Consider the following 13,268-nt stretch of genomic DNA (forward strand, 5'->3'; position numbering starts at 1 on the left):
TCCCTAGTACTTCAGCAGGTTGGTGTCGTCGACCGAGGCCGAGCGCCGGGTGCGGAAGATCGCCATGATGATCGCGAGCCCCACCACGACCTCGGCGGCGGCGACGACCATCACGAAGAACGCCATCACCTGGCCGTCCAGCGACCCGTTGATCCGGGCGAACGTGACCAGGGACAGGTTCGCCGCGTTCAGCATCAGCTCGATGCACATGAACACGACGATCGCGTTGCGGCGCACCAGCACCCCGACCGCGCCGATGGCGAACAGCAGCGCGGACAGGAGCAGGTAGTACGTCGGGGTCATTCCTTCTCCCCTTCAGACTTGCCGACCAGAGCGTGGGCGTCCGGACCTTCGTCGGTCCCGGCGACCTGCTTCCGTTCGGTTTCCAGCTGTGCGGCCGAAGTCGACTCGATGATCTCCGAGAGCGACTCCCTCGCGATCGAGCCGTCGGGCAGCAGCGCCGGGGTGGCGACCGAGTTGGCCGTGGCGAACACACCCGGGCCGGGCAGCGGCGAAGGCCGGTCGTGCTTGCCGGTGAACCGGTCGACGACGAGTTCCTTCTGGTTCTTCTTGCCGCCCTTGGCGTGCCGGTCGGTGAACGCGAGCACCATCGCGCCGAGCGCGGCGGTGATCAGCAGCGCCGAGGTGAGCTCGAACGGGAACAGGTACTTGGTGAAGATCAGCCGTCCCAGCCCGCCGGGGCCGCCGCCGTCGAGGTTCGCCGGATCGCGCGGCAGCGCCGGGGTGACGTTGGCCAGCGCGCGGGCGAGACCCGCGGCGAGCAGGCCGCCGACACCGATGCCGAGCAGGGTCGCCATGACCCGCTGCCCGCGCAGCACTTCGACGACCGAGTCGGAACTCTCCCGGCCGACCAGCATCAGCACGAACAGGAACAGCATCATGATCGCGCCGGTGTAGACGATGATCTGCGTGAAGCCGAGGAACGGCGCCTGCTGGATCATGTACAGCGCGCCGAGGCACAGCATCGTGAGGACCAGCCACAGCGCCGAGTGCACGGCGTTGCGGGAGAAGATCATGCCGAGTCCGCCGAGCAACGCGAGTGGGCCGAGCACCCAGAACGCGATGGTCTCGCCGGTGGTGATCCCGGCCGAAACGTCCGGCGCCTGTGCGAGGAGAGCCGTGATCACTTGACGGCCTCCGAAGCTTCAGTGGGCTGCTTGCGCGCCAGCTCGGGGCCGTTGACGTAGTAGTCCTGCTCGTTGTCGCCCAGCCGCATCGGGTGCGGCGGCTGCTCCATACCGGGCAGCAGCGGCGCGAGGAGGTCTTCCTTGGTGTAGATCAACCGCTGCCGGTCGTCGTCGGCCAGCTCGTAGAAGTTGATCATCGTCAGGGACCGGGTCGGGCAGGCCTCGACGCACAACCCGCAGCCGATGCAGCGCAGGTAGTTGATCTGGTAGTCGGCGCCGTACCGCTCACCGGGCGAGTACCGCGCCTCTTCGGTGTTGTCGCCGCCTTCGACGAAGATCGCGTCCGCCGGGCAGGCCCACGCGCACAGCTCGCAGCCGACGCATTTCTCCAGCCCGTCCGGATGCCGGTTGAGCTGGTGCCTGCCGTGATACCGCGGAGCCGCGGGGGCGCCCGCCTCCGGGTACTCCTCGGTGGCGACCTTCTTGAACATCATGCCGAAGGTGACACCGAAACCCTTGATGGGATCAAACATCCCCATCGCCGGCCTCCCTTCCACTGGAAACCGCCGCGGGCTTGCGCTTGGCAGCCCGGGCTTCGGCCTTCGCGAGGGCCTTCTGACGCGGGGTCTTCTCCGGGACCTGCAGGTCGAGCGGCGGCACGGGGAACCCGCCGCCGGTCACCGGGACGTAGTCGTCGTCCGGGACCTTCTTGTCCGGCAGCAGCAGGCTCAGGATGACGACGACGAGGATGAGCGCGCCGCCGCCGATGAGGATCTGCGGGGTGGACAGGCCACCCGAGTTCTTGATCGCGCGGACCGTGACGATCACGACGATCCAGACCAGGTTGACCGGCACCAGGACCTTCCAGCCCAGGCGCATGAACTGGTCGTACCGCAGCCGCGGCAGCGTGCCGCGCAGCCAGATGAACCCGAACAGCAGGATGAACAGCTTGGCGGAGAACCAGATCAGCGGGAGCCAACCCTGGTTCAGCGCGTGGTCCGCGCCGACGAACGGGAACTTCCAGCCACCGAGGAACAACGTGGTCGCGAACGCCGAGACGATCACCATGTTGACGTATTCGGCGAGGAAGAACATCGCGAACTTCATCGAGCTGTACTCGGTGTGGAAACCGCCGACCAGCTCGGATTCGGCCTCGGGGAGGTCGAACGGCGCGCGGTTGGTCTCGCCGACCATGGAGATCAGGTAGATCACGAAACTCGGCAGCAGCAGGTAGAAGTACCAGCCGGTCTGCTGGGAGTCGACGATCGCCGAGGTGGACATCGAGCCCGAGTAGAGGATGACGCCGACGATCGACAGACCCATCGCGATCTCGTAGGAGATCACCTGGGCCGCGCTCCGCAGGCCGCCGAGCAGCGGATACGGCGAGCCGGAGGACCAGCCCGCCAGCACCAGGCCGTACACGCCGATCGAGGAGCAGGCCAGGATCACCAGCACGCCGACCGGCAGGTCGACCAGCTGGAGCACGGTCCGCTCACCGAAGATCGAGACGACCGGGCCGAACGGGATCGCCGCCAGCGCGATCAGCGCCGGCACCGCGGAGATCACCGGCGCGAGGAAGTACACCTTGCGGTCGGCGGTGTCCGGAATGATCTGTTCCTTGAACGGCAGCTTGATCGCGTCCGCGAGGGACTGCAGGTAGCCGCCGGGCCCGACCCGGTTGGGGCCGGGACGGTTCTGCATCCGGCCGACGGCCTTGCGCTCCCAGACGATCAGGAAGATCGTCAGGATCGGGCCGATCAGCAGGATGACGACCGTCTTGAGCAGGACCAGCCACAACGGGTCGTCCGCCAGCAGCGCCGCCCGCTCGGCGGCGTCCGGCATCTGGCTGAGCAACGGAGTCACTTCTCACCTCCGGTGAGGGTGACGGCCGAACCGTGACCGGCCGCGAGAGCGGCGCGGACGGCCGAGCCGTCGGAGTTGCCCGGGAGCCACACGACGCCGTCCGGCAGGTCGGCGACCTCGATCGGCAACGTGATGGAACCGCGTTCGGTGGAGACCTTGACGCTGCCGCCCAGGCCTTCGGCGGTCTTCGCCGAGAGCTTGGCGACGACCTCGCGCTGCGTGCCCTTGAGGTGCGGCTCGCCGTCCTGCAGCGAACCGTTGTCGATCAGCTGGCGCCAGGTGGCGAGGAGGACCTGCCCGTTCTTGGGCTCGGCGCGTGCAATGAACGGTCCGTTACTGGCAAATTCCGCAAGGAACGCCCCGTTCCTAGCAGGCAGCTTGGCCAGATCGGCGGCGGAAGCGGCCGGGGTCTGGGTGAACAGGTCCGCGTCCATCTCGACGGCGAGGGTGTCGAGCACCCGGCAGTCCGGCAGGGCGCCGGTGCCTTCGAGGGTGACGGCGAACTCGCGGCGGCGGCCTTCCCAGTTCAGGTAGCTGCCCGCCTTCTCGACCGTCGGGGCGATCGGGAGGACGACGTTCGCGTGCTCGGTGACCGCGCTGTGCCGCAGTTCAAGGCTCACCACGAATGCCGCGTTACGCAGCGCGCTGAGGGCGAGTTCCGGGTCGGGCAGATCGTACGGATCGACCCCGCCGACGAGCAGACCGACCAGGTCACCGCGGTCCAACGACTTGAGGATGCCGGTGGTGTCCAGGCCGGGTTCGGCGGGAAGCGTGACGCCCCAAGCCTTTTCGACCTCGGCGCGAGCCTCTGCGTCGGCGACCGGACGGCCACCGGGCAGCAGCGTCGGCGCCGCGCCCGCCGCCAGGGCACCGCGTTCACCCGCGCGACGCGGGATCCACGCGAGCCGGGCGCCGGTGCGCTCCACCAGCCGGTGCAGGGCCGAGAAGAGACCCGGGACCTCGGCGGCACGTTCGCCGACGAGGATCACGGCTCCTTCCGAGGCCAAGGCCTGGTCGACGTCCTGCGCGTGCTGCGCGATGCCGTCGATCGCGGCGGCCTCGGAACCCGGCGCGCAGGCCAGCAGTTCGCCGAAGGTCTTGCGGACCGACGAGGTGGTCCACTGTCCCAAGTGGACGACGCGCGTGCGGTTCTTGCGAGCCGCTTTGCGCAGCCGCAGGAACACGATCGGCGCTTCGTCCTCCGGCTCGAACGCGACGCACAGCACCGTGCGCGCCCGCTCGATCTCGCCGAAGGTGACTCCGCTTTCCGGCGTCGTCCCGACCACGTGCGACGCGAGGAAGCCCAGCTCCTCGGCCGAGTGCGGGCGGGCGCGGAAGTCGATGTCGTTGGTGCCCAAGGCGATCCGCGCGAACTTCGAGTACGCGTAGGCGTCCTCGACGGTCAAGCGACCACCGGGCAGGACACCGACACCTCCCTTGTCCTTGCATTCGGCCAGTCCCGACGCGGCGATCCGCAGTGCGTCGGTCCACGACGCTTCTTCGAGTTCGTCGGTGTCCGGGTTACGGACCAGCGGGCGCCGGATGCGGTCGTCCGCGGTCGAGTAACGGAACGCGAAGCGGCCCTTGTCACAGAGCCACTCTTCGTTGACCTCGGGGTCGTCGCCCGCGAGCTTCCGCATGACCTTGCCGCGGCGGAAGTCGGTCCGCTCGGCGCAGCCGGACGAGCAGTGCTCGCACACGCTCGGCGAGGACACCAGGTCGAACGGCCGCGAACGGAACCGGTAGGCGGCCGACGTCAGCGCGCCGACCGGGCAGATCTGGATGACGTTGCCGGAGAAGTACGACTGGAACGGCTGACCGGAGGTGGTCCGGGAGGCCAGGTCCAGCACGTCCGCGGTCTCGGCGGTGCCGATCTGCTGGTGGGCGCCGCGTTCGAGGAGCTCGATGAACGGGTCGCCGGCGATCTCGCGGGAGAACCGGGTGCAGCGCTGGCAGAGCACGCAGCGCTCCCGGTCCAGCAGCACCTGCGAGGAGATCGGCAGCGGCTTCGCGAACGTCCGCTTCGTGTCGACGAAGCGGGAGTCCGCGCGGCCGTGCGCGAGTGCCTGGTTCTGCAGCGGGCATTCGCCGCCCTTGTCGCAGATCGGGCAGTCCAGCGGGTGGTTGATGAGCAGCAGCTCCATCACACCCTGCTGGGCCTTGTCCGCGACGGCGGAGGTCAGCTGGGTCTTCACGACCATGCCGTCGGCGACCGTCATGGTGCACGAGGCCTGCGGCTTCGGCATCGGACGGCCGCCCATTTCGACCTCGACCAGGCACTGGCGGCAGGCGCCCGCCGGGTCGAGCAGCGGGTGGTCGCAGAAGCGCGGGATGACCGTGCCGAGCCGCTCGGCGGTGCGGATCAGCAGCTCGCCCTTGGGCGCGATGACCTCTTCACCGTCGATGACCAGCTTGACGTGGCCCTCGGGGACCGGAGTGTCCTCTGTGGACGTCCCGGGCTTGTCGGGTGCGATCGTCATGCCTGCGCCCCCACCAATTCGCGCTTGTTTGCTTGACACAAAGCCAGGAATTCATCCCGGAAGTACTTGATACCGCTCTGGATCGGCGAGACCGCGCCGTCGCCGAGGGCACAGAACGAGCGGCCGAGGATGTTGTCGCAGACGTCGAGCAGGGTGTCGATGTCCTCCTCGGTGCCCTTGCCCTCGACCATGCGCTCCAGGATCTGCGCCAGCCAGTACGTGCCCTCGCGGCACGGCGTGCACTTGCCGCACGACTCGTGCTCGTAGAACTGCGTCCACTTCATCACGGCCCACGGCACGGAAACGGTCTCGTTGAAGACCTGCACGGCCGTCGTGCCCAGCATCGACCCGGCTTCCGCCGCGCCTTCGAAGTCCAGGGGAACATCGAGGTGCTCGGCGGTGAACATCGGCGTGGACGAACCACCCGGCGTCCAGAACTTCAGCGGGATGCCGTCCTTCATGCCGCCCGCCATGTCCAGCAGCTCGCGCAGCGTGGTGCCGAGCGGGCATTCGTACTGGCCGGGCTTCTCGACGTGGCCGGAGATCGAGTAGATCTTCGGACCGGGCGACTTCTCGCGGCCCATCTCGCGGAACCAGCTCGAACCGCCGTTGACGATGTACGGCGCGCTGGCGATGGTCTCGACGTTGTTCACCGTGGTCGGCGCGGCGTAAAGACCGGCGGCGGCCGGGAACGGCGGCTTGAGCCTCGGCTGGCCGCGACGGCCTTCGAGCGAGTCCAGCAGCGCCGTCTCCTCGCCGCAGATGTACGCCCCGGCGCCCGCGTGCACGGTGATGTCGAGGTCGAATCCGGAGTCGAGGATGTTCTTGCCCAGGTAGCCCGCTTCGTACGCCTCGCGCACGGCCGCGTTCAGGCGGCGGATGCAGTGCAGCGCCTCACCGCGGACGTAGATGAAGCAGTGGTGCGAACGCATCGCGTACGAGGCGATGATGCAGCCCTCGATCAGCGAGTGCGGGTCCGCCATCATCAGCGGGATGTCCTTGCAGGTGCCCGGCTCGCCCTCGTCGGCGTTGATGACGAGGTAGTGCGGCTTGTCCTCGTTCGGCGGCATGAAGGACCACTTGATACCGGCCGGGAAGCCCGCGCCGCCACGGCCGCGGAGGCCGGAGTCCTTGACCAGCTGGACGATCTGCTCGGGAGTGGCCTTGAGCGCCTTGCGGATCGCGGTGTAGCCCTCGAGGGCTTCGTAGGACTGGATCGTCCAGGAGTTGGGCGAAAGCCAGCGCTTCGTGAGGACCGGAGTGATGGGATCGGCCATTACTTCTTCTCCACTTCCGGAAGCGGAACGTCCTTCATCGCGGGCGCGGTCCAGCCGCGGTCCTGCGCGACCTGCGCGCCCCGCAGCGTTTCGACGGCCTGCGAAGGACCGTCGACGTCCGTGCGGTACTGCTGCGCGTCCTCCGGGAAGAACCCGGCGAGCTGCAGTTCGGCGCCCTTGAAGTTCGTCAGCGGCGCGCCGCGCGTCGGGGCCGGCTTCTTGCCCGCCTGCAACGCGTCGACCAGCGCGACGGCCTTTTCCTCGGTCTGGTTGTCGAAGTACTCGTAGTTGACCTGGATGACCGGGGCGAGGTCACAGGCCGCGAGACATTCGGCGTGCTCCAGCGTGATCGAGCCGGGCTCGTTCGGCGTGCCCGCGGTCTCGTTGTGCCCCAACGGCTTCTCTTCGGAGCCGAGGTGCGTCTGGAGCTTCTTGTAGATCGCGTCGCCGCCCATGGCCGCGCAGAGCGTGTTGGTGCAGACGCTCACCAGGTGCTCGCCGCACGGGCGGCGCTTGTACATGGTGTAGAACGTCGCGACCGCGCTGACCTCGGCGTCGGAGAGGTCCAGGTTCTGCGCGCAGAAGGCGATGCCCTCCTGGCTCACGTAACCCTGCACCGACTGCACGAGGTGCAGCATCGGCAGCAGCGCCGACCGCGACTGCGGGTACCGCGCGATCAGGTTCTGTGCCTTGGCGTACGTGTCGGCGTCGAAGATGTCTTCGAGCTTCGCGTTCTCCAGGATCCCTTCCGCCTCGGCGGGATCCGGCGCGATCGCGATCACGTCGACGTCGCCACCGGCGGCGATGTGGGTCTGCTCGGCCAGGCTGGTGCCGGGCTCGGGCGTGGGTGTCGTTCCGGGCTGGGTGCTCAACGGTCCACTCCCCCCATGACGGGGTCGATCGAGGCGATGGCGGCGATGACGTCCGCCACGAGGCCGCCTTCGGCCATCGCGGGCATCGACTGCAGGTTCACGAAGCTCGGTTCGCGCACGTGGACCCGCAGAGGCCTGGTGCCGCCGTCGGAGACCAGGTGCACGCCGAGTTCGCCGCGCGGCGACTCCACGGAGGTGTAGGTCTGGCCCGGCGGGACCTTGAAGCCCTCGGTGACCAGCTTGAAGTGATGGATCAGCGATTCCATCGACTGGCCCATGATCTTGCGGACGTGCTCGAGCGAGTTGCCCATGCCGTCGCTGCCGATCGAGAGCTGCGCCGGCCAGGCGACCTTCTTGTCCTCGACCATGACCGGGCCCGGCTCGAGCTTCTTGAGGCACTGCTTGATGATCCGCAGGCTCTGGTGCATCTCCTCGACGCGCAGCAGGTAGCGCGCCCAGCAGTCCGCCTCGGTCGAGGTCGGGATGTCGAACTCGAACTCCTCGTAGCGGGAGTACGGCTCGGTCTTGCGCATGTCCCACGGGAGACCCGCGCTGCGCAGCACCGGGCCGGTGACACCGAGCGCGAGGCACGCGTCGACCGGCAGGTACCCGACACCCTTGAGCCGGTTGCGCCAGATCGGCTGACCGGTGAAGAGCTTGTCGTACAAGGGAAGCCGCTCGTCCATCGTCTTGACGAACGCGCTGACCACCTCGTGGTAGTCGGCGGGCATGTCCTGCGCGAGCCCGCCGGGGCGAATGAACGCGTGGTTCATCCGGAGACCGGTGAGGTGCTCCAGCAGGTGCAGGACCTCTTCGCGCTCACGGAAACCGAGCGTCATCGCCGTGGTGGCACCGAGTTCCATCCCGCCGGTGGCGATGTACACCAGGTGCGAACCGATGCGGTTGATCTCCAGCAGCATCACGCGCAGCAGTTCGGCGCGGCGCGGGGCCTGGATGCCGAGCAGCTTCTCGACACCGAGGCAGTACGCCATCTCGGTCGAGAGCGGGGCGAGGTAGTCCATGCGCGTCACGAAGGTGACGCCCTGGGTCCACGTGCGGTACTCGCAGTTCTTCTCGATCCCGGTGTGCAGGTAGCCGATGACCGAGCGGAGCTGGGTGACGGTCTCACCCTCCATCTCCAGCACGAGCCGGAGCACGCCGTGCGTCGACGGGTGCTGCGGGCCCATGTTGATGACCATGCGCTCGTCGTGGCGGGAGTCCTCGATGAGGTCTTCCCAGTCACCGCCGGAGACGGTGTAGACGCGGCCTTCGGTCGTGTCGCGGGAGTCGGCTTCGGGAACTTCCGCCTCTTGGAATTCGGTGCTCACGAGTACGACCTCCGCTGGTCCGGCGGCGGGATCTCCGCGCCCTTGTATTCGACCGGGATCCCGCCGAGCGGGTAGTCCTTGCGCTGGGGGTGACCGTCCCAGTCGTCCGGCATGAGGATGCGGGTCAGCGCCGGGTGGCCGTCGTAGACGATGCCGAACATGTCCCAGGCTTCCCGCTCCTGCCAGTCGGCCGTCGGGTAGACCCCGACCAGCGACGGGACGTGCGGGTCTTCGATGTCGAGGGTGACTTCGAGCCGGATGCGGCGGCGGTAGGTCATCGACGTGAAGTGGTAGACCGAGTGCAGCCGCTGCGGGACGTCGACGCCGTAGTCCACGCCGGAGACCGAGCTGAGCAGTTCGAAGCGGAGACCGGCGTCGTCGCGCAGGACCTTGGCGATCTCGACGAGGTGCTCGCGGGAGACGTAGAAGGTGATCTCGCCGCGGTCGACCGTCGTCTGCTGGATCGCGTTCGCCGGGATCTTGTTGTCCGCCAAGGCCGCGTAGAACTCGTCGGCGAACTCGTCGAACCAGCCGCCGTACGGGCGCTCCGCCGGGGGCGGGCTGTACGCGGGGAGGCGGACGCCGCCGTAACCGGAGGTGTCACCGGTGCCGCGGACACCGAACATGCCCTGGCGCTCTTTACCGGTGACGACCGGCTCGGCCGGGCGGGCGCCCTGCGGCTCGAGGCCGCCTGCGGGCCGGTCGGCGCTGGACTGCTCGCCGCCGGTTTCCGGGGTTTCGGGGGAGTTTTCTTCGGGCACGTCGCTCACTTCTTCGCGTACTTGATCGAGGAGGCGATCAGCTCGGTGCGCTCGCCGCTGGCGGCGCGGATCGCGGCCCGGCGGGCGTTGATCGGCTCGTCCTGGATCTTGGCGTGCAGCTTCAAAATCGCGTCGAGCAGCATCTCGGGGCGCGGCGGGCAGCCGGGGAGGTACATGTCGACCGGGACGATGTGGTCGACGCCCTGCACCACGGCGTAGTTGTTGAACATGCCGCCGGACGAGGCGCAGACGCCCATCGCCAGCACCCACTTGGGCTCGGCCATCTGGTCGTAGATCTGGCGGAGCACCGGCGCCATCTTCTGCGTGACGCGACCGGCGACGATCATCAGATCGGCCTGGCGCGGCGTCGCGCTGAAGCGCTCCATGCCGAAGCGGGCGATGTCGTAGCGGGAACCGCCGACGGTCATCATCTCGATCGCGCAGCAGGCGAGACCGAAGGTGGCGGGCCACATGGAGTTCTTGCGGGCCCAGTTCACCAGGCCTTCGAGGCTGGCCAGGAGGATGCCGTTGGGGAGTTTTTCTTCGAGGCCCATGCTTCTCTAGTTCCAATCCAGGCCGCCGCGACGCCACACGTAGGCGTACGCGAAACCGACCGTCGCGATGAACAGCACGATCTCCACCAGGCCGAACATGCCCAGCGCGTCCGCGGAGACCGCGAACGGGTAGAGGAAGACCATCTCGATGTCGAACAGGATGAACAGCATCGCGGTGATGTAGTACGCGACCGGCATCCGGCCGCCGCCGACGACCGGCTGCGGCGACGGTTCGATACCGCATTCGTAGGCCGCGAGCTTCGCCTTGTTGGCCCGGCTCGGGCCGACGAGCGGGCCGAGCAGCACCGAAAGCACCGCGAACGCGAGAGCGAGGACGAACAGGAGGACCAAGGGGAGGTACATGTCCAGGTTGGGCACCTTCGAGGTGTCCGCCTGGGCCAGCACGGGCAACATCAGCACGGGGTTTTCGCCATCCTTTCCGCGCCGCTGCGGTTTTCGAGTCGGGGTTCACCGCTTCCCTCGGTCGGCACCCTAAGTCACCTGGGTCACACCGCCGAGGGTTAGGCAACCCTTACGGGCCGTGCATGACGGCCCCCTTGCTTGTGAAATAGTTCACAAGCCTCCCGTCGAGGATGTGAAGCGATTCACAAAGCATGGGGCGAGTGTAGGACGTGACTCACATTCTTGTCCCTAGGCCCCGTGCTATAAGGCTGCCCTAACTTGACCGCACGGCCAGTACGGTTACTTCCGGCGTGCGGTACCGGTGACCTGCGACGTCGTTCCCAAGATCGGCTTCGGGGGTCCGTTTGACCGCGTTTGTCCTGTGACCGATACCACTGCGCGGAGTACCCGTGACTGGTCCAGACGTGTGGTGGCGGGCCGTGGCGTACAGCATTTCGTCCTCTGAATGCGGTGGTTCGGAGGGCGAACTACCGCATTCAGAGGACGAAATGCGGGGCGTCAGCGCGGGGTCAGCGCGGGGAGGGGGTGGCGCGCGCCAGAGCAGCGATGAGGCGGTCAACGCCATCCCCGCCCTTGGCGTCGTAGCAACCCGAAAGTCCCTTGTAGACCAACGGAAGGATCGAGTTGATCCGCAGTCCGTACTTCGTCGCCGCGTGCATGACCTTCGGCTTCCCGATCAGCTTCGCGAACACGTTGCCGAGCCGGTAGTAGCCGCCCATCAGCTCCCCGACGGCGCGCGGGTAGCCCTCCAGCGCCCGCTCACGCGAAGGTCCTTCGCGCCGCGCCAGCGCCTGCACGACGAACTCCGACGCCAGCTGCGCGGATTCCATCGCGGCCGAGATGCCCTCGCCGTTGAACGGGCTGACCATGCCGCCCGCGTCGCCGAGCAGCAGCAGGCCGTCGCGGTAGTGCGGGGTGCGGTTGAAGCCCATCGGGAGACCGGCGCCGCCGACCTTGCCGATGGCGTTCTCCTCGCGGTAGCCCCATTCCTCGGGCGTCCCGTCGAGCCACTGGCGCAGCAGCGCGCGGTAATCCGTGCTGCGGAACGCGGCCGACGTCGACAGCATGCCGAGACCGACGTTCACCGTGCCGTCGCCCAGCGGGAACGCCCAGCCGTAGCCGGGCAGCAGCTTCGGGTCGCGCGGGTCCGAGCGGTCCCACAGCTCCAGGTGGCCCTCGATGAACGGGTCGTCGTGGCGCGGGCTCTTGTAGTACTGCCGCACGGCGACGCCCATCGGGCGCTTCTCGTTCTTCTGGATGCCGACGCTCAGCGCGAGCCGCGCGGAGACGCCGTCGCAGGCCAGGACCAGCGGAGCGCGGTAGCTCACCGGCGTCTTCTCCGGGCCGACCTTCGCCTCGACGCCGATCACGCGACCGGTCGGGCTGGTGATGGCACCGGTGACGGTGGTGCGCTCGTAGAGCCGCGCCCCCGCCTTCACCGCGGTCTTCGCGAGCAGGTCGTCGAAGTCCTGGCGGGTCCGCGAAACGCCGTACGGCGGGTAGCTCGTCAGGTCCGGCCAGTCGAGCTCCAGCGTGAGCTCGCCGGTGAGGATCCGCAGGCCGCGGCTGTGCACCCAGCCCGCGTCCTCGCTGGTGTCGATCCCCAGGTCGATGAGCTGCTTGACGCCGCGCGGGGTCAGGCCGTCGCCGCACACCTTCTCGCGCGGGAACTCGGTCTTCTCCAGCAGCAGCACGTCGACGCCCGCGCGGGCGAGGTACGTGGCGGCGGTGGAGCCGGCCGGTCCGGCACCGACGACGATGACTTCGGCGTCGTGGTCTGCGTTGCGACGGGTCATGTCTAAGAATCTACAGAGGGCTTTTTGGCGCGGTGGATGGCGACGACGCCGAACGTGAGGTTCAGCCACTCCACCTCGATCCACCCGGCGCTCGCGATGATCTCCCCGAGCGTCCGCTGATCCGGCCACGCCAGCATGGATTCGGCCAGGTAGGAGTAGGCCTCGGGGTTCGAGGAGGTCCGGGCGCCGACCCAGGTGAGCAGCTTCGCGATGAACTTCCGGTGCAGGAACCGGATGGGCGGGAATGTGGGCGTCGACACCTCGCAGATCACCAGGCGACCGCCCGGTTTGACCACCCGCGCGATCTCGGTGAGCGCGGCCTTGGTGTCGACGAAGTTCCGCAGCGCGAGCGAGATGGTCACCGCGTCGAAGCTGCCGTCGGCGAACGGCAGCTTCATCGCGTCGGCGGCCACCATGGGGACGCCGCGATGCTTGCCCGCCTTGAGCATGCCGACCGAGAAGTCCGCCGCGAGGCACCACGCGCCGTTGCGCGCGTACTCGACGGTGGACACGCCGGTGCCCGCCGCGAGGTCCAGCACCTTCTCCCCGCGTTTGGCGTCCAGCACCCGGCCGGTGATGGTGCGCCAGCGGCGGTCGAAGCCGAAGGTCATGAACGAATTCGCGCGGTCGTAGCCGTCCGCGACGTCGTCGAACATGGCGGCGACTTCGTGCGGATCCTTGTCAAGACTCGCTCGGGACATACCCGAACACTAACCCCGAGGCCCTGAGACAGGTCACCCAAGCGGGAGCAAAGCGACAGCCCGTA

The 13,268-nt window shown here is 68.1% G+C and carries 13 protein-coding genes; all 13 read right to left on the minus strand.

Annotation, left to right across the window (positions count from 1 at the left end):
* Window positions 1-3: 3 nt before the first annotated feature.
* Complete coding sequence (gene nuoK / locus ED92_RS03440; protein WP_005151882.1) at window positions 4-303, minus strand: NADH-quinone oxidoreductase subunit NuoK; 300 nt, start codon at window positions 301-303, stop codon at window positions 4-6.
* On the minus strand, window positions 300-1,148 hold the full coding sequence (locus tag ED92_RS03445) for an NADH-quinone oxidoreductase subunit J (protein WP_037332912.1): 849 nt from the start codon (window positions 1,146-1,148) through the stop codon (window positions 300-302). Before ED92_RS03445 ends, nuoK begins: the two co-directional genes overlap by 4 nt.
* Complete coding sequence (nuoI, locus tag ED92_RS03450; protein WP_037332916.1) at window positions 1,145-1,687, minus strand: NADH-quinone oxidoreductase subunit NuoI; 543 nt, start codon at window positions 1,685-1,687, stop codon at window positions 1,145-1,147. Before nuoI ends, ED92_RS03445 begins: the two co-directional genes overlap by 4 nt.
* Window positions 1,674-3,011, minus strand: coding sequence for an NADH-quinone oxidoreductase subunit NuoH (gene nuoH / locus ED92_RS03455; RefSeq protein WP_037332918.1), 1,338 nt, complete (start codon window positions 3,009-3,011; stop codon window positions 1,674-1,676). The genes nuoI and nuoH overlap by 14 nt, the downstream gene beginning before the upstream one ends.
* Window positions 3,008-5,491, minus strand: coding sequence for an NADH-quinone oxidoreductase subunit G (locus ED92_RS03460; RefSeq protein WP_037332930.1), 2,484 nt, complete (start codon window positions 5,489-5,491; stop codon window positions 3,008-3,010). Before ED92_RS03460 ends, nuoH begins: the two co-directional genes overlap by 4 nt.
* The gene (gene nuoF / locus ED92_RS03465) at window positions 5,488-6,768 is read right to left on the minus strand and encodes an NADH-quinone oxidoreductase subunit NuoF (protein WP_016330964.1); all 1,281 of its coding nucleotides are present in this window, start codon (window positions 6,766-6,768) and stop codon (window positions 5,488-5,490) included. The genes ED92_RS03460 and nuoF overlap by 4 nt, the downstream gene beginning before the upstream one ends.
* Complete coding sequence (gene nuoE, locus ED92_RS03470) at window positions 6,768-7,640, minus strand: NADH-quinone oxidoreductase subunit NuoE (protein WP_037332932.1); 873 nt, start codon at window positions 7,638-7,640, stop codon at window positions 6,768-6,770. Before nuoE ends, nuoF begins: the two co-directional genes overlap by 1 nt.
* Complete coding sequence (locus ED92_RS03475) at window positions 7,637-8,968, minus strand: NADH-quinone oxidoreductase subunit D (RefSeq protein ID WP_037332934.1); 1,332 nt, start codon at window positions 8,966-8,968, stop codon at window positions 7,637-7,639. The genes nuoE and ED92_RS03475 overlap by 4 nt, the downstream gene beginning before the upstream one ends.
* Window positions 8,965-9,729, minus strand: coding sequence for an NADH-quinone oxidoreductase subunit C (locus ED92_RS03480; RefSeq protein ID WP_037335924.1), 765 nt, complete (start codon window positions 9,727-9,729; stop codon window positions 8,965-8,967). Before ED92_RS03480 ends, ED92_RS03475 begins: the two co-directional genes overlap by 4 nt.
* 5 nt (window positions 9,730-9,734) lie before the next feature.
* On the minus strand, window positions 9,735-10,283 hold the full coding sequence (locus ED92_RS03485; RefSeq protein WP_005151847.1) for an NADH-quinone oxidoreductase subunit B family protein: 549 nt from the start codon (window positions 10,281-10,283) through the stop codon (window positions 9,735-9,737).
* Between the two features lie 6 nt (window positions 10,284-10,289).
* The gene (locus ED92_RS03490; protein ID WP_037335926.1) at window positions 10,290-10,697 is read right to left on the minus strand and encodes an NADH-quinone oxidoreductase subunit A; all 408 of its coding nucleotides are present in this window, start codon (window positions 10,695-10,697) and stop codon (window positions 10,290-10,292) included.
* A 518-nt stretch (window positions 10,698-11,215) separates the two neighbouring features.
* Window positions 11,216-12,502 carry a geranylgeranyl reductase family protein gene (locus tag ED92_RS03495; RefSeq protein WP_037332937.1) on the minus strand — a complete coding sequence of 429 codons (1,287 nt, stop codon included), beginning with the start codon at window positions 12,500-12,502 and terminating at the stop codon, window positions 11,216-11,218.
* A 2-nt stretch (window positions 12,503-12,504) separates the two neighbouring features.
* Complete coding sequence (locus tag ED92_RS03500) at window positions 12,505-13,203, minus strand: class I SAM-dependent methyltransferase (protein ID WP_037332940.1); 699 nt, start codon at window positions 13,201-13,203, stop codon at window positions 12,505-12,507.
* Between the last annotated feature and the right edge of the window lie 65 nt (window positions 13,204-13,268).

Source organism: Amycolatopsis sp. MJM2582, from assembly GCF_000754115.1.
Classification (GTDB): domain Bacteria; phylum Actinomycetota; class Actinomycetes; order Mycobacteriales; family Pseudonocardiaceae; genus Amycolatopsis; species Amycolatopsis japonica.